Annotated in this window: 24 protein-coding genes; 17 read left to right on the top strand and 7 right to left on the bottom strand. The window is 29.4% G+C overall.

Going from position 1 to position 22,065, the window contains the following annotated elements:
• Position 1 precedes the first annotated feature (1 nt).
• Positions 2–631, top strand: coding sequence for a response regulator transcription factor VraR (gene vraR / locus HMPREF2561_RS03450; protein ID WP_002450048.1), 630 nt, complete (start codon positions 2–4; stop codon positions 629–631).
• Positions 632–709: 78 nt separating this feature from the next.
• On the opposite strand, the gene HMPREF2561_RS03445 is transcribed toward vraR, so the two are convergent.
• The 3 genes from HMPREF2561_RS03445 to HMPREF2561_RS03435 form a co-directional block, all read right to left on the bottom strand.
• Complete coding sequence (locus tag HMPREF2561_RS03445; protein WP_017175227.1) at positions 710–1,912, bottom strand: YihY/virulence factor BrkB family protein; 1,203 nt, start codon at positions 1,910–1,912, stop codon at positions 710–712.
• A gap of 91 nt (positions 1,913–2,003) precedes the next feature.
• Entirely contained in the window at positions 2,004–2,285 is a 282-nt protein-coding gene (locus tag HMPREF2561_RS03440; RefSeq protein WP_070468340.1) for a hypothetical protein, read from the bottom strand.
• Between the two features lie 5 nt (positions 2,286–2,290).
• Positions 2,291–2,755 carry a low molecular weight protein-tyrosine-phosphatase gene (locus tag HMPREF2561_RS03435; protein WP_049335620.1) on the bottom strand — a complete coding sequence of 155 codons (465 nt, stop codon included), beginning with the start codon at positions 2,753–2,755 and terminating at the stop codon, positions 2,291–2,293.
• Positions 2,756–2,896: 141 nt separating this feature from the next.
• Between HMPREF2561_RS03435 and HMPREF2561_RS03430 the strand changes: the two genes are divergently transcribed.
• From HMPREF2561_RS03430 to HMPREF2561_RS03420, 3 genes are read left to right on the top strand one after another with little or no spacing between them, the layout of a single operon-like run.
• A complete protein-coding gene (locus tag HMPREF2561_RS03430; RefSeq protein WP_002450082.1) occupies positions 2,897–3,103 on the top strand; it encodes a DUF1128 domain-containing protein in 207 nt (68 codons plus the stop codon).
• Between the two features lie 11 nt (positions 3,104–3,114).
• Positions 3,115–4,362: an aminopeptidase gene (locus HMPREF2561_RS03425; protein ID WP_070468339.1), complete on the top strand. Its 1,248-nt coding sequence runs from the start codon at positions 3,115–3,117 to the stop codon at positions 4,360–4,362.
• A 32-nt stretch (positions 4,363–4,394) separates the two neighbouring features.
• On the top strand, positions 4,395–4,928 hold the full coding sequence (locus tag HMPREF2561_RS03420) for an acyl-CoA thioesterase (RefSeq protein WP_017175224.1): 534 nt from the start codon (positions 4,395–4,397) through the stop codon (positions 4,926–4,928).
• 302 nt (positions 4,929–5,230) lie between these two features.
• Here the strand turns inward: HMPREF2561_RS03420 and yfkAB are convergent, their stop codons facing one another.
• Positions 5,231–6,376: a radical SAM/CxCxxxxC motif protein YfkAB gene (yfkAB, locus tag HMPREF2561_RS03415; RefSeq protein ID WP_049420015.1), complete on the bottom strand. Its 1,146-nt coding sequence runs from the start codon at positions 6,374–6,376 to the stop codon at positions 5,231–5,233.
• Between the two features lie 143 nt (positions 6,377–6,519).
• Between yfkAB and HMPREF2561_RS10700 the strand changes: the two genes are divergently transcribed.
• The 7 genes from HMPREF2561_RS10700 (at position 6,520) to HMPREF2561_RS03385 (ending at position 12,157) form a co-directional block, all read left to right on the top strand.
• Complete coding sequence (locus HMPREF2561_RS10700) at positions 6,520–6,681, top strand: SE1561 family protein (RefSeq protein WP_002450046.1); 162 nt, start codon at positions 6,520–6,522, stop codon at positions 6,679–6,681.
• 108 nt (positions 6,682–6,789) lie between these two features.
• Positions 6,790–7,308 carry a type 1 glutamine amidotransferase domain-containing protein gene (locus HMPREF2561_RS03410; RefSeq protein WP_017175222.1) on the top strand — a complete coding sequence of 173 codons (519 nt, stop codon included), beginning with the start codon at positions 6,790–6,792 and terminating at the stop codon, positions 7,306–7,308.
• Positions 7,309–7,759: 451 nt separating this feature from the next.
• Positions 7,760–8,572, top strand: a complete 813-nt coding sequence (sgtB, locus tag HMPREF2561_RS03405) for a monofunctional peptidoglycan glycosyltransferase SgtB (RefSeq protein WP_017175221.1) — start codon at positions 7,760–7,762, stop codon at positions 8,570–8,572.
• Positions 8,573–8,740: 168 nt separating this feature from the next.
• Complete coding sequence (gene recX / locus HMPREF2561_RS03400) at positions 8,741–9,544, top strand: recombination regulator RecX (protein ID WP_017175220.1); 804 nt, start codon at positions 8,741–8,743, stop codon at positions 9,542–9,544.
• A complete protein-coding gene (locus HMPREF2561_RS03395) occupies positions 9,537–9,851 on the top strand; it encodes a YfhH family protein (protein WP_002455132.1) in 315 nt (104 codons plus the stop codon). The genes recX and HMPREF2561_RS03395 overlap by 8 nt, the downstream gene beginning before the upstream one ends.
• Positions 9,852–9,866: 15 nt before the next feature.
• Positions 9,867–11,384 carry an ATP-binding cassette domain-containing protein gene (locus tag HMPREF2561_RS03390; RefSeq protein WP_017175219.1) on the top strand — a complete coding sequence of 506 codons (1,518 nt, stop codon included), beginning with the start codon at positions 9,867–9,869 and terminating at the stop codon, positions 11,382–11,384.
• Positions 11,385–11,392: 8 nt separating this feature from the next.
• Positions 11,393–12,157 (top strand): teichoic acid transporter, encoded by a 765-nt coding sequence (locus tag HMPREF2561_RS03385; protein ID WP_019835724.1) that lies wholly within the window; start codon positions 11,393–11,395, stop codon positions 12,155–12,157.
• Between the two features lie 117 nt (positions 12,158–12,274).
• Here HMPREF2561_RS03385 and HMPREF2561_RS03380 read toward each other — a convergent pair whose 3' ends face one another.
• Positions 12,275–13,252 (bottom strand): metal-dependent hydrolase, encoded by a 978-nt coding sequence (locus HMPREF2561_RS03380; RefSeq protein ID WP_017175217.1) that lies wholly within the window; start codon positions 13,250–13,252, stop codon positions 12,275–12,277.
• Between the two features lie 135 nt (positions 13,253–13,387).
• On the opposite strand from HMPREF2561_RS03380, the gene mutY reads away from it, so the two are divergent.
• The 3 genes from mutY (at position 13,388) to HMPREF2561_RS03365 (ending at position 16,960) form a co-directional block, all read left to right on the top strand.
• Entirely contained in the window at positions 13,388–14,434 is a 1,047-nt protein-coding gene (mutY, locus tag HMPREF2561_RS03375) for an A/G-specific adenine glycosylase (protein WP_017175216.1), read from the top strand.
• 92 nt (positions 14,435–14,526) lie between these two features.
• Complete coding sequence (locus tag HMPREF2561_RS03370) at positions 14,527–15,069, top strand: nucleoside tri-diphosphate phosphatase (RefSeq protein ID WP_017175215.1); 543 nt, start codon at positions 14,527–14,529, stop codon at positions 15,067–15,069.
• A 154-nt stretch (positions 15,070–15,223) separates the two neighbouring features.
• The gene (locus HMPREF2561_RS03365; RefSeq protein WP_017175214.1) at positions 15,224–16,960 is read left to right on the top strand and encodes an ABC transporter ATP-binding protein; all 1,737 of its coding nucleotides are present in this window, start codon (positions 15,224–15,226) and stop codon (positions 16,958–16,960) included.
• Between the two features lie 77 nt (positions 16,961–17,037).
• On the opposite strand, the gene HMPREF2561_RS03360 is transcribed toward HMPREF2561_RS03365, so the two are convergent.
• Together HMPREF2561_RS03360 and HMPREF2561_RS03355 are read right to left on the bottom strand one after the other, a co-directional pair.
• Positions 17,038–18,132 (bottom strand): FUSC family protein, encoded by a 1,095-nt coding sequence (locus HMPREF2561_RS03360; RefSeq protein WP_017175213.1) that lies wholly within the window; start codon positions 18,130–18,132, stop codon positions 17,038–17,040.
• Positions 18,133–18,286: 154 nt separating this feature from the next.
• The gene (locus HMPREF2561_RS03355; protein WP_017175212.1) at positions 18,287–19,576 is read right to left on the bottom strand and encodes a glutamate-1-semialdehyde 2,1-aminomutase; all 1,290 of its coding nucleotides are present in this window, start codon (positions 19,574–19,576) and stop codon (positions 18,287–18,289) included.
• An 80-nt stretch (positions 19,577–19,656) separates the two neighbouring features.
• On the opposite strand from HMPREF2561_RS03355, the gene HMPREF2561_RS03350 reads away from it, so the two are divergent.
• From HMPREF2561_RS03350 to perR, 3 genes are all read left to right on the top strand, one after another.
• Positions 19,657–20,112: a peroxiredoxin gene (locus tag HMPREF2561_RS03350; RefSeq protein WP_017175211.1), complete on the top strand. Its 456-nt coding sequence runs from the start codon at positions 19,657–19,659 to the stop codon at positions 20,110–20,112.
• 5 nt (positions 20,113–20,117) lie between these two features.
• Positions 20,118–21,068: a phosphoglycerate dehydrogenase gene (locus tag HMPREF2561_RS03345; RefSeq protein ID WP_017175210.1), complete on the top strand. Its 951-nt coding sequence runs from the start codon at positions 20,118–20,120 to the stop codon at positions 21,066–21,068.
• Between the two features lie 95 nt (positions 21,069–21,163).
• Positions 21,164–21,613, top strand: coding sequence for a peroxide-responsive transcriptional repressor PerR (gene perR / locus HMPREF2561_RS03340; protein ID WP_017175209.1), 450 nt, complete (start codon positions 21,164–21,166; stop codon positions 21,611–21,613).
• The last annotated feature ends 452 nt before the right edge of the window (positions 21,614–22,065 follow it).

Below are 22,065 nucleotides of genomic sequence, written 5' to 3'. Positions count from 1 at the left end.
TATGACGATTAAAGTATTATTTGTAGACGATCATGAAATGGTTAGAATTGGTATTTCAAGTTATTTATCTACTCAATCTGATATTGAAGTAGTAGGAGAAGGATCATCAGGAAAAGAGGCAATTGAAAAAGCACATACGTTAAATCCTGATTTAATTTTAATGGATTTGTTAATGAATGATATGGACGGTGTAGAAGCGACGACACAAATAAAAAAAGATTTGCCTCATATCAAAGTAGTCATGTTAACAAGTTTTATAGAAGATAAAGAAGTATATAGAGCACTTGATGCAGGGGTTGATAGTTATATATTAAAAACGACAAGTGCCAGTGATATTGCAGAAGCAGTTAGAAAAACATATCGTGGAGAATCTGTATTCGAGCCAGAAGTTTTAGTAAAAATGAGAAATAGAATGAAGAAGAAAGCAGAATTATATGAAATGCTCACTGAACGTGAAATGGAAATATTGTTATTAATTGCTAAAGGCTATTCTAATCAAGAAATTGCCAGTGCTTCACATATTACAATTAAAACAGTAAAAACACATGTGAGTAATATTTTAAGTAAACTAGAGGTACAAGATAGAACACAAGCGGTTATTTATGCATTCCAACATAATTTAATTCAATAATAAAAAGCTCCTTATAAAGAAGTCAAAAAATGACTATCTCATAAGGAGGTTTTTCGTTAAAAGTTTTCTTTTCTATAGCTATTTATCTTTATCAAATTTATCTTTAATTTTATCAACAAAAGAGTCTTGTTCACTATGTTTATCATTGGGTGTAGGATCCACATCATAATTTTTTTCATATTTAGATGATGCTGTAGAATCGTATTCATATTTTGTATTCTCATTGTAATGATTTTCATTATTATCATCATGTTTTAAGGCAGCTTCTTCAGGTGTAGAACCTTTAATGACATGTCTTTGATGAATAATTGCATTAATTTCAGCACCAATAATGATAATGAAACATGTAATGTAAATCCATAGTAATAAAATGATGATTCCAGCAAGACTACCATATGTTTTAGAATAGTTGCCAAAGTTAGATAAATACCAACCAAATGCAAATGATCCTAATAACCATACAATAGAAGTAAAGATTGCACCAGGATATACAGATTTAAACTTAGTTTTAACGTTAGGTGCTACTGAATATAATGTTAAGAATAAAATAATAATAACAATAAGTGGTAACAATATACGCACTAAATCAAATATCCAAGCGACTTGTTGATCTAAACCTAACGGACCAAATAGATGATCTTTAATAAAATTACCAAATGTAGGTAATGTTAGAGCTATAGCTAATACAATAGCCATAACAATTGTAAACAAAATGCTTAATAATTTAAGAACAATAGGATTACGAGCATCTTCAACATCATAAGCAACATTAAATGAATTCATAATTGCTGTCATACCATTTGATGCTGACCAAATAGCTAAAATCAAACCGACTGATAATAAACTACCACTAGAGTTACTTGTAATATCTTTAAAAATTTTAGTAACAACATCAGCAGTCTCAGCAGGAGCATTTTGACTAACTAAGTCTTTAATTTGCTGAGGATCAATTTGGAATAATGGTAATAAAGTTAATAAAAAGATTAACATTGGGAATAAAGCTAATACAAAGTGATACGTCATTTGAGCCGCTAAACCTGAAGCATCATCTTTACCAATACGATAAATAAGATAAGATAAAAAATTAGAATTTTTAGTATATTTTGCAGGTTTATTTAATCTAGAAACGAAAAAAACTTGTTTATCTTTTTTAGGCTTCTTTGATTGAAATTCCTGAGGTTCTACGTATGTACGATCAACCTTTATTTTCTCTTTATTTTCTGTCTCTTTTTCCTTAATAGAGTTAAGGTACTTAGAGTTTGATTGATTTTTTTTTGACATAGGCGTCTCCTTAAAAATTAATTCTAAAATAAAGGCAAAACTACCTAAGTAAAAAGGAATTTTGCCTTTATTTTCTGTCAATTATATTTGATTAGCTAAGACGATTGTTTTTACAATTTACAAATGTATCTTTAGCATCTTTAATTGATTTTTCTAATTCTGGATTATTACGACGAATTTCTTCAATTGTATCTTTCCAATACAATACTTCATTTTTAATTGAAGTAATTTTAGAAGGTTTACGAGAACGATTACCTTCTTTAATGTCTTTGAATGATTGTACTAATGCATTACGTGTTGATTTATCTGCTAAAGTAGCAGCTCCACCAACGATAGCACCAATAATAATACCTGGAACAAATTTATTTTCCATTTTAGTTACCCCTCTTTCAAATTAGCATCTTTTACGATGAAATCTATTAAATTGTCACAAGATGATTGTACCATGTCATATACACCTTCAAAATTATTTGTGTAATAAGGATCAGGCACATCAGTCTCTTCCATGTTACTAAATTCTAGCAATTTGAACAATTGACCTTTAAGATTGGGATTAATTGATTTAATATTATCCACATTACTTTGGTCCATAGCGATAATATAATCAAAATCATCATCAGGTTCAAATAATTCACTAACAATACCATCAAAAGGTATATGGTGTTGTTTCAGAATTTTTTGAGTACCTTGATGAGGAGGTTCACCTAAATTCCAACGTCCAGTACCCCTAGAATGTACAATAACATCAGAAATACCGCGTTCTTTTAATCGTTGACGCATGATTGCTTCAGCCATTGTAGAACGGCAAATATTTCCAAGACATACAAAAGCTACATCTACCATCTTGTACTCCTCCAAACTTTAATATATAAACTATTTTATAGTTATTTTTAACATTTATAAAGCCATAATTTTACTAATTTCTATAAAAGTTTAATAAATTTTTATACTTTGATAAAATATGATAATAAAGAGGTGAAACAAATGGCACAGAATAATGAACAAATGATTAAAAATATTCGAAAAAAATTAAATATTGTAAATCAATCTTTAATTAATCCAGAAAAATTTAAAGATACAGATACAAAGGATATTAAAGACATTCATGATTTTGTTATGTCTAAAGATTCATTTTCACCAAGTGAAATTACAGCAATTGCTGATGAATTAGGTAATTTACGTCACGAGTAAGGAGAATTTAAATGGCCAATCAAGATTATCAAGACAAATTAAAACAATATGCAGAATTATTAGTAAAGGTAGGTATGAACGTTCAACAAAATCAACCTGTGTTTATAAGAACTTCTGTAGAAACTATAGAATTAACGCGCTTAATTGTCGAAGTAGCCTATCAAGAAGGCGCTTCAGATGTAAGAGTGGTATATTCAGATCCTATTTTAGAACGTTTAAAATATGAAAATGAATCTGTTGATTATTTTGAAAACCATGCTGTTAAAGCTTATGATGTTGAAGAGCGTATGGATTATGCTCATAGAGGAGCAGCGAATTTAGCGCTTATTTCCGGTGATCCAGACTTATTAAATGGCATTGATTCAGAAAAATTAAAAGCATCTCAGTTTAATTATGGACAAGCATTCAAAGGGTATATGGAAGGTAGCCAAAAGAATGCATTTCCATGGGTAGTAGCTGCATTTCCATCTAAAGCATGGGCAAAACGTGTATATCCTAATTTGCCTGAAGAAGAAGCATACAGCCAATTTATCGATGAAGTATTTGAAATTGTACGTGTGGATGGAAATGACCCAATCACAAATTGGGAGCAACATGTGAAATCTCTAAGTGTACATGCAAATAAACTTCAAGAAAAAAATTATAAAGCATTACATTATATGTCTGAAGGCACTGATTTAACAGTAGGGCTACCAAAAGGACATATTTGGGAAGATGCAACGAGCTATGTAAATGGAAATCAACAACCATTTATTGCAAACATCCCAACGGAAGAAGTATTTACTGCACCAGATAGAAATCATGTAGATGGCTATGTAACTAATAAATTACCATTAAGTTATAATGGTAATATTATTGATGGATTCACTTTAACATTTAAAAATGGTGAAATTATCGATGTTAAAGCAGAAAAAGGTGAAGAAGTTTTAAAAGATTTAATTAGCACAGATGAAGGTTCTAAGCGATTAGGAGAAGTTGCTCTAGTTCCAGATGATTCGCCAATTTCAAATCGTAATACCATTTTTTATAATACTTTATTTGATGAAAATGCATCTTGTCATCTTGCTATTGGTTCAGCCTACGGGTTTAATATTAAAGGCGGTACAGAAATGTCTACTGAAGAAAAAATAGCAAGTGGATTAAATGATTCTAATGTTCATGTGGACTTTATGATTGGAAGTTCAGATCTAACGATTTATGGTATTTTAGAAGACGGCTCTAAAGAATTAGTTTTCGAAAATGGGAATTGGGCACAATAACTCATTTAAATTAGGAATAGGAGAAATAAAGTATGTCAAATTCTCAAGTTAATAAAAAATCTATGTCTGAATCAAAAAGTATAAAAACACGACAAGTATTTCCTCAAGATACCAATCATCACCATACAATGTTTGGTGGATCATTGATGGCTAATATTGATGAAATAGCTGCAATTACAGCTATGAAACATGCGAATGCACAAGTGGTTACTGCTTCTACTGACTCGGTGGATTTTTTAAGACCTATAAAAACAGGGGATATTACGTCTTATGAAGCAATGGTAAGTTACGCAGGATCAAGTTCAATGGAAATTTGTGTGCAAATTATTATTGAAGATGTGCTAAATAAGGAAAGACATTTAGCAGCATTGAGCTTTTTAACATTTGTTGCCCTAGATGAAAATGGAAAACCAACACGTATTCCTAAAGTGTACCCTGAAACTAAAATAGAAAAGTGGTTCTATGAAGGAGCACCAAAACGTGTTCAACGAAGAAAAGAACGACGTGAAGAAAGTAAAAAAACCATTGAATTTTTATCTGAAGCACAGCACATAGAAGATATTTAAGATTTATAATAAAAGTCAATACATATGATATAAATTATATGTATTGACTTTAAATTATACGAAAGGGTTTTAGGGCCTTGTTTTTTAAAAATAATTCAATGTAAAATTACATATAAATACAAAGTGTTTTGGTGAGACTCTTGAGGCAATAGGATATGCTAAAGACTACAGGCTGAAGTTGTGCCCTAAGAAAGCGAGCCAACAATACGCAGTATTATAAAGAAAGAAGCCAGTAAATGAGTTTACAATAAACTCATTTACTGGCTATTTTGCTAGGAATTATGTCCCAGTTTCTTTTAATTTTATTGAAAACTATGTTCAGTGTGCATTGCGATTTCATTTTCTCTAAAGTTTGTATTTGGATAATACATATTTTTAACTAATACATTTGGTCCTAAACATTGGAAAGCTTCACAATGACAATTTAAAGATTTTGCTAAATCTGTTGATAACCAAGCATCAAATACATCTGTGAGCTTATCATTTTTAATATTAGAAATTGTTCCGTTTTCATCACCAAAATCTGTTACAATAACGTCCCCACTAAATACATTTACATTTAAGCGACTACGGCCATCTGGGTCATTTCGAACAGTAACATTTTTTTCATTTCTTAATCGTTCAAGTAAAAGTTGGTCATTTTCATCGTTTATGCAAGGATAGATTGGGAGAGTACCAAATAACATCCAAGTATTTTTATCACGAATGTCTAATAAATGATGAATAGCTTGCTTCATGTCTTTTAATGATAATACATTGAGTTGACTTGCAAAATCTGCTGGATACATAGGATGAACTTCATGACGACTACACTTCATATCATTAACAATTTCTTTATGTATGTTTTCTAAATGTGGTAGGGTATTTTGATTTAACATTGTTTCTGCTGAAACAAACATCCCTTGGTCAGATAATGTACTAGCATTATCTAGCATTTGTTCATATAATTTTAACTTTGCTTTTAAAGGAGGTTGTTTTTTCATTGCGCCAAAGCCCACCTCTGCAAATTCTTGGATGGTACCCCAATTATGAGAAATGTGCATGACATCAATATACTCAGCAATTTCTAGATATCGATCTTGAGGTAACGTTAAATTAGAATTCATTTGCACATATATGCCTCTTTGATGCGCATATTTCAATAATGGTTTAACAACATTATTTATAGATTTCTTTGAAAACATAGGTTCTCCACCTGTAATCGACATAGTACGTAAATTGGGAATTTCATCTAAACGTTGATAAATAAGATTCATAGGTAATGGATCAGGATCTTTTGTTTGTAATGTATAACCAACTGCACAGTGACTACATCTCATATTACATAAATTTGTTGTGGTAAATTCTACATTACTCAAAGTGAGTTGATCGAATTGTTTAATATCATTATAAGCTTCCCACGGATCATTATAAATTGAGATTGCTTGTTTAATTTTTGATGTTGTCATTATAAAAACTCCTAAACTTTTAAAACATTCTTCTTTATAAAATTACAATAAATATTATTAGAATTATATCTCTTTTTGTCAAATTTTGTTAGGATAGTTATGAATAAAAGCTAAAAATATTATATATAAGGAGTTAAATTCCGATGGATGAAAAACAAACTATTGAACAAATTAAAACAAGATTGTCTAAATTTTTAGAAGATATTGACCACGTTAATCCTGATGAAGTAAGTGTAAAAGATATTGATGAATGGATTGGATTATTAGATCAATTAGAAGAAAAAGTTAAGTTAGTTTCTAAGTAATTGTGGAGTATGAAAAAGTTTTTAACTAAATTTAATATTTATGTTTAAACCATCTTAAATTTGTCTATAATTAAATATAATAAAACGAAAGAAAAGGTGATTTTGGTTATGACTAAAAAAGTAGCAATTATTTTAGCTGATGAATTTGAAGATATAGAATTAACAAGTCCTAAAGAAGCATTAGAAGAAGCAGGATTTGAAACTGAAGTTATTGGAGATACTGCGAACGCTGAAGTTGTTGGGAAACATGGCGAAAAAGTTACAGTAAATGTAAGTATTGCTGATGCTAAACCAGAAAATTATGATGCAATATTAATTCCTGGTGGTTTCTCTCCAGATAATTTACGTGGAGATGCAGAAGGACGTTATGGAACATTTGCAAAATACTTTACTAAAAATGATGTTCCAACATTTGCTATTTGTCACGGACCTCAAGTTTTAATTGATACTGATGATTTAAATGGTCGCACTTTAACTGCAGTATTAAATGTTCGTAAAGATTTATCAAATGCAGGTGCCAATGTTGTTGATGAATCAGTAGTAGTTGATAATAATATTGTAACAAGTCGTGTACCTGATGATTTAGATGATTTCAATAGAGAAATCGTTAAAAAATTAAATGATTAATTTAAAATAACTTTTTGAAAGTTATATTTGAGCCTGAGACATGTGTAATTGTCTCAGGCATTTTTAATGTGTTGATAGTCGATGATTGAATTACAATGTAACTGTATTCTGGATAGGCTCCAATGAAACTGAGAATGTATCATTACAAGTCGTGTCAATTCATAAGCGTCTGATTGATTTGTTTTCCTTGTTTTCTAGAAATGGAGAAAATACGTTTTAAATGTTACTTTTAAAAATTCATATATTTATGAACTTAATATCGTTTTTTAAATCCGCTTATCCATCTTTAAAAAATCCTTCTCTATCTTCTTCAAAGTAACTTGAAAATTTGAGCGATATAAAAACCAATGATACACCTTGAGACTGATTTTTGATTGTTTATATAGATAAAAATAATACTTACTGTTAAACTCTCAATTATAGAGTGACCTTTAAGTAAAGGAGCAATCCCATGAAAAGAAGACAAAGAGATAACTATCCAAAAGAGAAAACAACTTATTATCAAAATGAGCCTTATTATAATACCTATTATCAACCTGTGGGTTCACCACCGAAAAAGAAGAAAAGTAAACGGCTCTTTCTAAGAATGTTTATTATATTTCTGATTATATTTGCTTTGTTTACTGGATTAATGTATTTTTTATCATCTAGAGCGAATGTCGATGATTTACAAACGATTGAAAATAAGAGTAATTTTGTATCATCAGACAATATGCCGAATTATGTTAAGGGCGCATTTATATCTATGGAAGATGAACGTTTTTCTAAACATCATGGATTCGATATCAAAGGGACAACACGTGCATTATTTTCAACGATTGGTGAACGTGAGGTACAAGGCGGGAGCACCATTACTCAACAAACTGTAAAAAATTATTATTACAATAATGAACGTTCATTTACACGTAAACTAAAAGAATTATTTGTCGCGCATAAAGTTGAACAGCAATACAGTAAAAATCAGATATTAAGTTTTTATTTGAATAATATTTACTATGGTAATAATCAATATGATATTGAAAGTGCAGCAAATTACTATTTTGGTGCAACTACAAATCAAAATAATAGTAGTTATCCGATTATTACTGTATTACAAAGTGCAATGCTAGCAAGTAAAGTTAATGCCCCAAGTGTATATGATATTAATAACGTATCAAATAATTTCAAGAATCGAATTAAAGTGAATTTAGAAAAAATGAGACAACAGAATTATATTTCTGACAGTCAATATCAAGAAGCCTTATCGCAACTTAATAATTATTAATATAGTAATATAACAATTTAATTAAATATAAACTAAGAGTGAGAATGAGAATAAATAAACTTCCATTTCGCTCTTTTTTAATATCAAATACTATATGTGTTAGATTTTCTGTTATAAAATAAATATATTATTAAAATACAATTTTTAATTAGTATGAGGAGAATAATGATGCCGAAAATTACTAAAATAGAAGTTCAAAAAAATAATAAAGAACGATTTAATCTCTTTCTTGACGAAGCATTTGAAATGGGAATTGATATAGATACACTCGTTAAATTCAATTTGAAAAAGAATCAAATGATAGATGCTGCAGAAATGGAAAAAATTCAAAAATACGAACACTATCGTCTAGGAGTTAATATGGCAATACAATATTTATCATATAAAAAACGAACTGAAAAAGAAGTTAGTGATTATTTGAAAAAGAATGATATTAATGAAATGGCAGTAGAAAAAGTGATTGAATATTGTTATAAAGAGCAATATATTAATCATGAAGATTATGCTGAAAGTTTAAAAAATACAATGATCAACACAACAGATAAAGGACCTGAAGTATTTAAACAAAAACTATACCAAGTTGGAGTAGAACCTAATATTATAGATAGATATGTTAAACGATATGAAGAAGAGCAACCTATAGAATCTATCATTCATGTTGCTAAAAAAATAATGAAAACTAAAAAAGGTCCTGTTGTTAAAGTAAAGCAAAAAGTAATGCATAGCTTAATCCAAAAAGGATATACAATAGAAACTGCACAATATGTACTTAATGAGTTAGACTTTGCTCAAGACGAAGAAGTGCTAGATGACTTATTACAAAAGGATTTAGAAAAAGTTTATAATAAACAATGTCGTAAATATGATGGTAATACATTAAAAATGAAAACAATAGAAGCACTTATGAGAAAAGGATATAATTATGATAAAATAAAAATTAAATTAGCAGAAAGTGGTATTTTAGATGAGTGACAAAAGATTAAGTGAAATGTCTGAACAGGAATTGAGACATGAAATACAATTATGTAAAGAAAAAATGCGTAAAGCTGAAATGAATGGCATAATGAATGAATATGATGTTTATGAAAGTAAAGTCATTGTAGCTGAGAGTTATTTAGTCGATCGTTCTAAAATTAATATAGGCAGAATGTATAAATTAAATGATGGTAGTGAACAATACTTTAAAGTTGAACGTTTAAAAGGGGTTTTTGCTTGGGGTTATAGAATAAATAGTACGAATCCTGAAGAGGGTTTACCCATTGCATTATTAAAAATTTAGAAGGATGTAACACAAATGGGAAGTTCAATCGTTTTAAAATTATTAAATGTTACACAATACTATAGAAACCAAAAGAATAGAAAGTGGTATTTGCCGTTTGGATATGGCGCGGAAGACATAGAATTAAATAAAATAACTTTACACATTTATCAAGGAGAAGCTCTTGCACTCATAGGAGAACCTGGTTCATCCAAAACATTGATTGGAAGAATTATGGCACAAGATATTGCACCTGATAGAGGGAAAGTTGTACAATCAGCAAGTATTTATTATGGAGATATAAAAAACAAACATTTATTAAATATGTCTGTTAAAAGTTATATTGAAGAAACACAATGCTTATTTAATTACGAGACGTCTTCACATATTGTCGATCAAATTATTAAATATGCGCATTTAGATGATAAATCTTCGATTCAAGTGAATAAACTTAGTCACTCTGAGTATGCGCAATTGATTTTAAGTGTTGCAAGAGTTTGTAAAACAGAAATTATTATTTTAAGTCATATTCTCGAATATCTTGATGAAGCTTTTTTAAATAAGGCGAAACAACTTTCAAAAGACTATGTGTCTAATGACTTATCAATTATATTTGTAGACGATGATATTTCTAAAATATCTCAAGTAAGTAACTATGTTACATGGATTTCTCACGGACAAGTGCGTATGGAAGGGTCTTTAAATGACGTTTTACCAGTATTTAATGATCATGAAAGAGATAGATTAAGTATCGAAGATGAAGAAACACTTAAGAATTTTGATTTGGATTGGAAGAAAAGTAGAAGTAGATTGCCGGAAATGAGTTATAACTTTAAAAGAGTCGAACGATACAAACATGTTAAAGTTCCGGATTTTATAGTTAAATTTTGGACGCTTTTAGTTTCAACGTTAATCGTCTTAGTGTTACTTGGCGCACTGGTAGTGAATAATATAGGGAAAATTGAAATTCCTATCAACGAATCTCAGAAGAAAGTTCAAAATCAAGACACGGATTCTTTTGAAAATAAATTGTCTTATGGAATTGTTCTACATGATGAAGTGACATTATCAAATCATCAAGATATTGAAATGCCAAAATATTCTTTTGTGACGATTACTGGAGAAAGTGCTTCAAAATACCGCTTAATTGTCGATGATGATACATATGAAGTAGGTAAGAACAAAATTTATTATTTTAATCCTGCTGCATTATATGAAACGCATAAATTTAGTACTTTAGCGCCTTATATGAAGTCAAACTACAGTAAGTATGTTGATTATTTTAATACTCAATTACATAAACCACATAAGCAAGTGAAAAAGACGCTTGTTCCTGAAAAAGATCAACGATTTGTGGTGCCTATTACACAACAACCTATTAAAATGTTATTTAATGATGAGGATAAGTTAACTGGTTTTGTATTTCCTATAGTAGATAAATCAAAATTAGAGCGTAAATTTAATATTAAAAGTAATGTATGGATTTCAAAATTAAATAATGGATATTTAATTGCAGATATGAAAAATAGTAAATGGATTTATATCGAATTGTAGGTGTAAACATGATAGATAAGTTAATATTATATTTTAAACATTTTCCATCTCTTTTACATTTGGCTAAAGCAAAAGTAAAAGAGACTTGGAAATATGATGTGATTTTATTTTTAATACAATTAATTATCATTAGTATCATAATTGGAGTGATGTATTTATTTAATACAGAAGAAATTGAAAAGGCCCAATGGATATATCGAATGATTGCGTTCTATACTTTTGTAACCATTGCTTATATTATATATAAATCATTCAAATTATATAAGTATGATTATCTTATTGCTAAATCATTTCAACTCACACCTATTATTACGCCCATCCTTAATGCACTGATAGGGGCTATCATCATCTGTGTTTTATCATTGATTACATCAATCTTTAAGCCAGTAAACCTTGAAACATCGGTGATATCTTTTGTTTATTTTATACTAATGTCGATTATATTTATTGTTTTTATATCAATAACATTAAGTTTATTGACTTTAATAAGTAAAAAAGTATTTAAATTTTATGTGGTAGCAACAATTGTGTTATTCTTTTTAGTACCTATCATTTTTATACCTAACAATAAGGCAAATATGATTGATCAAATATTAAAAATTAATCCATTATATTATTTGATTGACGGATTATCATCTTCAATTGTTTTTGGAGCTGTAAATATGTACAATATTGTGTATCATATTTATTTTATTGCTTTTTTAGTATTAATTGGAGTTATCAATTTTATTTTAACTCGACTTGTTGCCCATAAGAAATATGAATATATTTAATATATGAGTGAATCGTTATAAATAACATATATTTTTTATAATTTTATAATAATAACCCCTAAATGACTGTCAATAAGTCATCTAGGGGTTGTTTAAATTATAGTTAAAGTTAATAGATTAATGAGAGTACAATTTTTTTTGAAGTTTTTCTTCTGTAAATACCCATCCAATATAGGAATGGTCAATTTTTTGATCTTGAGTAAGATGTGCAATTGCTGCAAAAGAATAATGTCCTTTATTTAGATAACGTAAATCTATCAATCTTATCTCAGTTGTTTGATCATCAAGTTTACGTATTTGCCAACGATAGATAGAAGAGAATTTTAAAAACGTTCTTATTTCAGGATTACTTTTTATTTGCCATAAAAGTGTATCAGATGAGAATTGTTGACGTTTTACTTTATCACTAAACGTTATATTACGACCATAAGCTCTACCTACATAATCATAGCTTTCAGTTTGAATAGCTACACGCCATTCCATAAATTTCATAGTAGGTGCAACAAAAATTTTCACAGGATGATGTTCATCATGAATGAGTTTCAACGCTTGAGATTTGATTATTGATTGCATTTTAAATCTAACGATATAATAAATAATTAAAACGCCAATAATTGGAAAGAACACTAGATATGGATGAATGCCTAATAACCATAGCGTGATTCCAATACATAATATTAAAAAAATAATTGGATCGAATGTATTGATTACACCGAGTTGTATCCACTTATTTGATATAGGTCTAAGTGCTTGTGTACCATATGAATTAAAGATATCTACAAAAACATGTAAAAAGACCGCTAACTGAGCCCACATCCATATATGAGTCACATCTACATGTGGAAAGATAACGTATATTATAAAAGCAAGTAATATTGGCCATAAAATCGTAAAGGGTATGGAATGTGTAATACCACGATGATGTGAAATATAAGTTGCATTATTTTTTAATTTTAAAACCGTATCGCCATCAGGTATTAAAGAACCCGCAATTAAAGTTGTTGCAGTAGCTGTCATAGAATGTGACATTGCTGGGTCTTGTGTAGCTAAAGCAGTTAGTCCAATGCCGATAGCAATATGAGTGGCTGTATCCATAAAAGTTCACTCTTTTCATCTTGATTTAATATATATTATAATCTAAAAATTAGAATAACAAAATTAAGATACTTATCAAATATTAGAAAGTATTATAACTTATACATTTTTTTATGTAAGAGAAAGGATAATTTAATGTTAAATGAAACGACATTTAAAAATAATATTGTGACATGGTTTGAGAAAAATCAACGAGAAATGCCTTGGAGAGAAACAACTAATCCATATTATATATGGCTAAGTGAAGTTATGCTTCAACAAACACAAGTTAAAACGGTCATTGATTATTACAATAAATTTATTCATCGATTTCCTACAGTTAAAGCGTTAAGTGAAGCAGAAGAAGATGAAGTATTAAAGTATTGGGAAGGTCTTGGATATTATAGCCGTGCCCGCAATTTTCATACAGCAATTAAAGAAGTACATCATAATTATAATGGTGAAGTGCCATCATCCCCTAAAGTTTTTGGTGAATTAAAGGGAGTAGGTCCATATACTCAAGCAGCTGTAATGAGTATTGCTTTTAATCGCCCTTTAGCTACTGTAGATGGAAATGTGTTTAGAGTATGGACTCGACTTAATAATGACTATCGTGATATCAAATTACAATCTACTAGAAAATCATTTGAAAAAGAGCTTCAACCTTTTGTACAAGAAGAAGCGGGTACGTTTAATCAATCAATGATGGAATTAGGTGCAACAATATGTACACCTAAGAATCCGTTATGCCTATTTTGTCCAGTGCAGGAAAATTGTGAAGCATTTCGAAAAGGAACTACGTTAGAGTTACCTATCAAGACTAAAAAGCAAGCTAAGAAAATAATTAATCAGGAGGTTTTTTTAGTCAGAAATCAGAAAGGTCAATATCTGATTGAAAAACGTCAAGAAAAGCTACTTAATGGTATGTGGCAATTTCCGATGTTTGAAAGTCCTAATGGGATTCAAAAACTAGAATATAAGTTAAACCAGTCATTAACTTTAGCTGAGAACGCAATATTTCAATTAAAGCATCAATTTACACATAAAACTTGGAATTTAAATGTTTATAGTGTGATTGAAGATATAAATATTGACTCAGCACAATTACCAGACTTTATGGAATGGTTTGATTTAGAAAATCGAGACGATTATTCTTTCCCAGTATCAATGAGTAAAATATATGAGTTTATTGTTGGTAAATAGAAAAACATATTATCTCTCTATATCTCTTTAAAGAAGTTTAAAAAAATATGGTATAATTCGAATTGTAAAAACTTTAAAAGGTGGTGTGGAGTATGGTTAAAGAATCCATACCTAAAGAAGGCGAAAATATAAAAATCCAAAGCTATAAACATGATGGAAATATTCATAGAGTATGGTCTGAAACAACGATTTTAAAAGGAACAGATCACGTCATCATTGGTGGGAATGATCATACCTTAGTAACTGAAAGTGATGGACGTACATGGATTACTAGAGAGCCTGCAATCGTGTACTTTCATTCTGAGTATTGGTTTAATGTAATTTGCATGTTTAGAGAAGATGGTATTTACTATTACTGTAATTTATCTTCGCCTTTTGTATGTGATGAAGAAGCTTTAAAATATATTGATTATGATTTAGATATTAAAGTTTATCCAAATGGTAAATATCATTTATTAGATGAGGATGAATATGAACAACATATGAAACAAATGAATTATCCTCATGAAATAGACGTAATACTCAGAAGAAATGTAGACATTTTACAACAATGGATAGAACAGAAAAAAGGTCCTTTCGCTCCTGACTTTATAAAAGTTTGGAAACAAAGATATAAAAAAATTCGTAATTACTAAGCATAATTGAGGCAAATAGTAATTAATTAGTTTATAGTACTTGAGTAATAAATAAGAGGTTGAAACTACTTGCCTATTCTTAAATAAATGAGTTTATGAATAGAGGGTTCAACCTCTATTCATTTTTTGATAATAAAATTAAGGAGGAGTCAGTGTGATTCGACGATATTTAGAATTTGTTAAACCATATAAATATCGTATTTTCGCAACGATTATTATTGGAATTATAAAATTTGGTATTCCAATGTTAATTCCATTATTAATTAAATATGCGATTGATGGTGTCATTAATAATGGTACATTAACTACCAATGAAAAATTCCATCATCTTGCTATAGCGATAGGTATTACTCTATTTATATTTTTAATTGTGCGCCCGCCAATTGAATACCTTCGACAATATTTAGCACAATGGACGAGTAATAAAATTTTATATGATATTCGTAAGCAATTGTATGACCATTTACAAGCTTTAAGTGCTCGATTTTATGCAAATAATCAAGTGGGACAAGTTATATCGAGAGTAATTAATGACGTAGAACAAACGAAAGACTTTATTTTAACTGGGTTAATGAATATTTGGTTAGACTGTGTAACGATTATTATTGCGCTTTCTATTATGTTCTTCTTAGATATTAAATTAACACTTGCAGCAATTATTATTTTTCCTTTTTATATCTTTACAGTATATTTTTTCTTTGGACGTTTAAGAAAATTAACACGTAAACGTTCACAAGCATTAGCGGAAGTACAAGGATTTTTACATGAACGTGTTCAAGGTATGTCTGTAATAAAAAGCTTTGCAATTGAAGATAATGAAGCGAAAAACTTTGATAAAAAAAATAAAAACTTTTTAAGTAGAGCGTTTCAACATACTTCATGGAATGCCTATTCATTTGCAGCTATTAATACAGTCACAGATTTAGGTCCTATCATTGTTATTGGAGTAGGGTCATATTTAGCAATCACTGGTTCAATTACAGTAGGTACCTTAGCAGCTTTTGTAGGATATTTAGAACAATTATTCGGACCATTAAGACGTTTAGTTTCTTCATTCACAACTTTAACGCAAAGTTTCGCCTCTATGGATCGTATTTTTCAATTAATGGATGAAGACTATGACATTAAAAATAAAAAAGGTGCACAACCTATTGAAATAAAAGAAGGACATATTGAATTAAAAAATGTAAGCTTTAAATATAATGAAGATGAATCTTTAGTTTTAAAAAATATAAATTTAAATATAAACAAAGGTGAAACAGTAGCATTCGTCGGTATGAGCGGGGGAGGTAAATCTACGCTTATTAATCTTATTCCACGTTTTTATGATGTAAGTGAAGGTGAAATTTTGATCGATAGTCATAATATTAAAGATTATTTAACAGGAAGCTTGAGAAATCAAATTGGACTTGTTCAACAAGACAATATTTTATTTTCTGATACTGTAAGAGAGAATATTTTATTAGGACGTCCTGATGCTACTGAAGAAGAAATAATCGAAGCAGCTAAAATGGCAAATGCGCACGACTTTATTATGAATTTACCGAATGGCTATGATACTGAAGTTGGAGAACGTGGCGTAAAATTATCTGGTGGCCAAAAGCAACGTTTATCTATTGCGCGTATTTTCTTAAATAATCCACCTATATTAATTTTAGATGAAGCGACAAGTGCACTTGATTTAGAAAGTGAAGCAATTATTCAAGACGCATTAGATGTTTTAAGTAAAGATAGAACTACACTTATTGTAGCTCATAGATTATCAACAATCACACACGCAGATAAAATTATTGTTATGCAGCATGGCCAAATCGTTGAAACGGGTACACATAAAGAGCTGATTGCTAAAAAAGGTGAATATGAACATTTGTATAGCATTCAAGATTTATAACTAAATAATGAATACTAAAAAAGACAAACTCAACTTTGATAGTTAAGTTTGTCTTTTTTAGTATTGATATTTAATTTTTATAAATCAAAGTCTTCATCTTGAATTTCAATATCCGTGTCATTACGATGATACGTAAAGAAACTTAATCTTAGTCTATCTAAATGCTCTAAATAATATCGATATTCTTCAATAGCTGCGATAATTTGCATGATATTCGAATATGAATATTCTACTTGATATGGATTTTGAATTAATTGATATTGAAAAGCATCCATAAGATTTTTCTTTTGAGGATTTAAAATTTGATTATCAAAATCATCTACATTATAACGCGCCTTTTTTGATAAACTTTTTAAAATTTGTTCATGATACGCTGTTAATGAATCTAACTCTAATTTAATTTGAAATAATAAATTATGATTCGTATTATGCAAATCATTTTGATATCTAGCCATACGATTTAATACTTCGTAAGCTTGTCGAGTTGTTCCAACGACCTCTTTAAATAATATCTTTTTACGATTTTGTTGGAAAGCAGCTTTTCTTGTAAACGTACGTTCTTCGTGATAATAGTTATAGATTTGTTCTAATTTTATGATGCGAGATTCTAACTGTTCACCATCTTCTTTTATCTGATGATATTCAGAAGTATCATTAATCACAAGTTTAAACCATATAAATATGTCGGAAGAAATATTAACCGCATTATGATAAATTTTAGTTTCGAATTTTGGAGGTAAGAATACTAGGTTTACAAGTGAAGCACTTAAAACTCCAATCATTACTAAAATAAATCTAAATGTAGCTGCAAGATAAAACGATCCTGTATGTTGCCCCATAATGATTAACGCAGTGACACCTGCTAATGTTGCTACATGCGCCAAGTTTAATTTGTATAAAATGGCGATTAATAGAATGACTGTGATACCCATAATCACAATGTTTTTACCAAAAATGGTTACCATAATCACTGCTAATATAGCACCGATTAAATTACCTGTAGCTTGTTCAGATATCGTTTTCATTGAACGATATATATTAGGTTGCATTGCAAAAATAGCACTTATTCCTGCTACAGATTTCAAACCAACATTATCAGGTAAAAAAGAAGCGATAAAAAGGGCGAGAATGATAGCAATTCCAGTTTTAAGTATACGTGCGCCTAATTTCAAATACAACGCTCCTTTAAATAACAAGTTTATAGTTTAATGTATTTTTAAATTAGTATACACTCAACAAATAAAACTATACAAGTATACGCATATATAAAAACCCAAGAATGTATATTTACGATATGACATTCTTAGGTCCGTTAAATTTTAAATATTATTTCATTTGACTGAAGGCATAGTCAGCCGCTTCTAATGTTCGATCAATATCTTCTTCAGTGTGTTCAGTAGTTAAGAACCATGCTTCAAATTTAGAAGGTGCTAAATTAATACCTTGGTTAAGCATAAGTTTAAAGAATTTTGCAAATGCCTCACCATCAGAATTTTCTACTTGTTCGTAGTGTGTTACTTTTTCATCTGTAAAATAGAGTGTTAGCGATCCATAAATACGATTAATTGTTGCAGTAATATGATGTTTTTCGATAAGTTTATTTAAACCATCTTCTAAACGTTTACCCAAATTATCTAATTTCTCATATACACCATCTTGCTCTAAAACTTCAAGTAATGCAATACCTGCTCTCATTGAAAGTGGGTTACCTGCCATTGTTCCTGCTTGGTATGCTGGGCCTAATGGAGCAACATGTTCCATGATATCTTGACGGCCACCGTAGCCACCGATTGGTAATCCACCACCAACAATTTTACCAAATGCTGTTAAATCTGGATAAACATTTAATAAATCTTGTGCAGCGCCATAATGGAAGCGGAAAGCAGTGATGACTTCATCGTAAATCACTAAAGCCCCATGTTCATGAGTGATGTTGTTAACTTCTTCTAAAAAGCCTGGTTGAGGTTTTACCATACCAAAATTACCTACAATAGGTTCTACTAATACAGCTGCTACTTCATCTCCCCAATGTGACATGGCTTCTTTATAAGATTCAATGTCATTGAAAGGTACAGTAATGACTTCTCTAGCGACACTTTCAGGTACACCAGCTGAATCTGGAGAACCTAATTGAGAAGGTCCGCTTCCTGCAGCAACTAATACTAAATCAGAATGGCCATGATAAGACCCCGCAAATTTAATAATCTTATTTCTTTTAGTATAAGCTCTAGCAACTCGAATTGTAGTCATTACTGCTTCTGTTCCAGAATTAACAAAACGAATTTTTTCTAATGAAGGAATAGCTGCTCGTAATTTTTTACTAAAATCAATTTCAAGTTCAGTCGGTGTACCATATAACACACCTTTAGCCGCTTGATCTTGGATAGCTTCAGTAATATGAGGATGAGCATGACCAGTGATTATAGGACCATATGCTTGTAAATAATCAATGTACTTATTTCCATCGACATCGTAAAGATAAGCGCCATGACCTTCACGCATAACTACGGGAGCACCTCCGCCAACAGCTTTATAAGAGCGTGAAGGAGAATTAACTCCACCTAAAATATATTCATTTGATAACTTTTGAAGACGTTCACTTTCAGTGAAATTCATAGAGTATCAACCTTTCTTATTTAATAATATTCATTACTATCGTAACATAATAATTATAATATGAAGAAATGAGTGATACGATGTTAAAAATAGGAGATCTTTTTCCAAAATTTGAATTAGAGAATCAAAATGGTGAATTAATTACTAATGAAAAAATTATGGGAGAAAAAACAATATTATATTTCTACCCACGAGATAACACACCAACGTGTACAACAGAAGCATGTGACTTTAGAGATAATATACAATACTTTAATGATATGAAAGTTAAAGTTTATGGTATTAGCGGGGATTCTAGAAAAAAACACGAAAACTTTATTAATAAGCATCATTTGAATTTTGATTTGTTAGTTGATGATGAATTTAAGTTATCGAAGGCAGTAGGAATATATCGTTTGAAGAAAAGTTTTGGAAAAGAAAATATGGGAATAGTGAGAACAACGTTTGTAATAGATGAAGCGGGATATATTACAAATATCATTGAAAAAGTAAAAGTTAAAACACAAATAGATGAATTAAAACAAATGCTGGAGTGAGATAAATGAAAATCGTAAGCTTGAAACGTTTAGGTAATATAGAAAATGAATTAATAGAAAAGTATCCTGATATTTCATTTTTGTTTTATGATAAAGCAGATAATATTCCAGATAATGAAAAAAAAGAACTCGAGGTATTGATAGGGTATGACGGGGAGATTAATGAAAGATTTATAAAGTCTTGCCCGAATTTAAAGTGGATTGCATGGTATGCAACAGGCGTAAACAATCTACCATTAGAGTATATTAAGAATAAAGGAATTATTTTAACCAATACTAGAGGAATACAATCAAAGCAACTTTCAGAATATATACTAACTTTTATATTAGATGATCATAAAAAAATGAAAACATCATTTATTAATCAACAAAAGCATATTTATGATAGTACTTTGACAGGTAAACGTTTAAAGGATGAAACAATTTTATTTTTAGGTACTGGAGCTATTGCTCAAGATACTGTAAAGTTATTGACACCTTTCGAATTGAAAATAATAGGTGTAAGTAAAACAGGAAAACAAAAAGAAGGATTTAATCAAACATATGAGATAAATGAATTAGACGAACTATTAGGAGAAGCGGATATAATAATTAATACGTTACCAGAAACCAAAGAAACATATCATTTATTAAACAAACATCACTTCCAATTAATGAAGGAAGATACCTTATTTATTAATGTAGGAAGAGGAACTATAGTAGAAGAAGACGATTTAATTGAAATACTTAAAGAAAAATTAATACGTCATGCTTACTTGGATGTATTCGAAAATGAACCACTAGAATCAGAACATCCACTTTATGATTTAGATAACGTGACAATTACTGCACATATAACTGGTAATGATAAAGAAAATAAAAAGGAAGCAACGAAAATATTTGAAAGAAATCTATCTCATTTTCTCAATAAAGAAGAAATAAGTGAGAACGTAGTAGACTTAAAAGATGGCTATTAATATAAAACTTATGGAATAATTGACAATGCCGTATGAAAGTAGTTATATTATTAATAAGATAATAATAATTATAAAGTAGAAAGATGGTGAAAATGATGAGTGCAGAAATAGAATCAATTGAACATGAGCTTGAACAAGCTATAATAGCATTAAGAAAGTCAGGCGTTCGTATCACGCCTCAAAGACAAGCTATTGTTAGATTTTTAATTAGCTCACATACACATCCTACAGCGGATGAAATTTATCAAGCACTTTCACCTGATTTTCCTAATATAAGTGTTGCGACAATTTACAACAATTTAAGAGTATTTAAGAAGATAGGTATTGTAAAAGAATTGACTTATGGAGATGCATCAAGTAGGTTCGACTTTAATACTCATAATCATTATCATGTTATTTGTGAACGATGCGGTAAAATAGTAGATTTCCACTATCCTCAATTGGATGAAATTGAACAATTAGCTCAACACGTTACAAACTTTGACGTAACACATCATCGAATGGAAATTTATGGATTGTGTGAAGAATGTAAAAATAAAGAATAAAGTTAGGCAATGACTTTAATGTCATTGCTTTTTTTGTTTATAAGTAATCAAAGAATTTAAAAGATAAATATTAAATAAAAAATACCATAGAGTTTTAGTATAAAAAATACTCATTAAAGATAATGAATACATTTAGTGTGAAATATTAAACGATTTTATATTATAAAATTCATTGACGTTCAATAATAAACTTGCTATTATATAAAAGTCGTCAAAAACAAAAGATATTGTTTGAAAACGCAAAGTAAATTAGTTTAAAACAATGTTAAGAAAGTGTAATTTTGACTATTGATTATAAAAACAATTTATTATAAGATATTATTTGTTGAAATATTAATTAACTTCAAGAAAAGAAAAATTAAAAAAGTTCTTGACAAAAATAATTAGTATTTGATACAATTAATAAATGTAATTGTTAAAACGAACATTGAAAACTGAATGACAATATGTCA

Source organism: Staphylococcus sp. HMSC069E10 (assembly GCF_001809205.1).
GTDB lineage: Bacteria > Bacillota > Bacilli > Staphylococcales > Staphylococcaceae > Staphylococcus > Staphylococcus hominis.
The sequence above is the reverse complement of the archived record's forward strand: the minus strand, read 5'-3'. Positions and strand labels throughout refer to the sequence as shown.

Coding starts and splice junctions, on each gene's coding strand:
- vraR (WP_002450048.1), top strand. CDS start 2: ATGACGATTAAAGTATTATTTGTAGACGATCATGAAATGGTTAGAATT.
- HMPREF2561_RS03445 (WP_017175227.1), bottom strand. CDS start 1,912: ATGTCAAAAAAAAATCAATCAAACTCTAAGTACCTTAACTCTATTAAG.
- HMPREF2561_RS03440 (WP_070468340.1), bottom strand. CDS start 2,285: ATGGAAAATAAATTTGTTCCAGGTATTATTATTGGTGCTATCGTTGGT.
- HMPREF2561_RS03435 (WP_049335620.1), bottom strand. CDS start 2,755: ATGGTAGATGTAGCTTTTGTATGTCTTGGAAATATTTGCCGTTCTACA.
- HMPREF2561_RS03430 (WP_002450082.1), top strand. CDS start 2,897: ATGGCACAGAATAATGAACAAATGATTAAAAATATTCGAAAAAAATTA.
- HMPREF2561_RS03425 (WP_070468339.1), top strand. CDS start 3,115: ATGGCCAATCAAGATTATCAAGACAAATTAAAACAATATGCAGAATTA.
- HMPREF2561_RS03420 (WP_017175224.1), top strand. CDS start 4,395: ATGTCAAATTCTCAAGTTAATAAAAAATCTATGTCTGAATCAAAAAGT.
- yfkAB (WP_049420015.1), bottom strand. CDS start 6,376: ATGACAACATCAAAAATTAAACAAGCAATCTCAATTTATAATGATCCG.
- HMPREF2561_RS10700 (WP_002450046.1), top strand. CDS start 6,520: ATGGATGAAAAACAAACTATTGAACAAATTAAAACAAGATTGTCTAAA.
- HMPREF2561_RS03410 (WP_017175222.1), top strand. CDS start 6,790: ATGACTAAAAAAGTAGCAATTATTTTAGCTGATGAATTTGAAGATATA.
- sgtB (WP_017175221.1), top strand. CDS start 7,760: ATGAAAAGAAGACAAAGAGATAACTATCCAAAAGAGAAAACAACTTAT.
- recX (WP_017175220.1), top strand. CDS start 8,741: ATGCCGAAAATTACTAAAATAGAAGTTCAAAAAAATAATAAAGAACGA.
- HMPREF2561_RS03395 (WP_002455132.1), top strand. CDS start 9,537: ATGAGTGACAAAAGATTAAGTGAAATGTCTGAACAGGAATTGAGACAT.
- HMPREF2561_RS03390 (WP_017175219.1), top strand. CDS start 9,867: ATGGGAAGTTCAATCGTTTTAAAATTATTAAATGTTACACAATACTAT.
- HMPREF2561_RS03385 (WP_019835724.1), top strand. CDS start 11,393: ATGATAGATAAGTTAATATTATATTTTAAACATTTTCCATCTCTTTTA.
- HMPREF2561_RS03380 (WP_017175217.1), bottom strand. CDS start 13,252: ATGGATACAGCCACTCATATTGCTATCGGCATTGGACTAACTGCTTTA.
- mutY (WP_017175216.1), top strand. CDS start 13,388: ATGTTAAATGAAACGACATTTAAAAATAATATTGTGACATGGTTTGAG.
- HMPREF2561_RS03370 (WP_017175215.1), top strand. CDS start 14,527: ATGGTTAAAGAATCCATACCTAAAGAAGGCGAAAATATAAAAATCCAA.
- HMPREF2561_RS03355 (WP_017175212.1), bottom strand. CDS start 19,576: ATGAATTTCACTGAAAGTGAACGTCTTCAAAAGTTATCAAATGAATAT.
- HMPREF2561_RS03350 (WP_017175211.1), top strand. CDS start 19,657: ATGTTAAAAATAGGAGATCTTTTTCCAAAATTTGAATTAGAGAATCAA.
- HMPREF2561_RS03345 (WP_017175210.1), top strand. CDS start 20,118: ATGAAAATCGTAAGCTTGAAACGTTTAGGTAATATAGAAAATGAATTA.
- perR (WP_017175209.1), top strand. CDS start 21,164: ATGAGTGCAGAAATAGAATCAATTGAACATGAGCTTGAACAAGCTATA.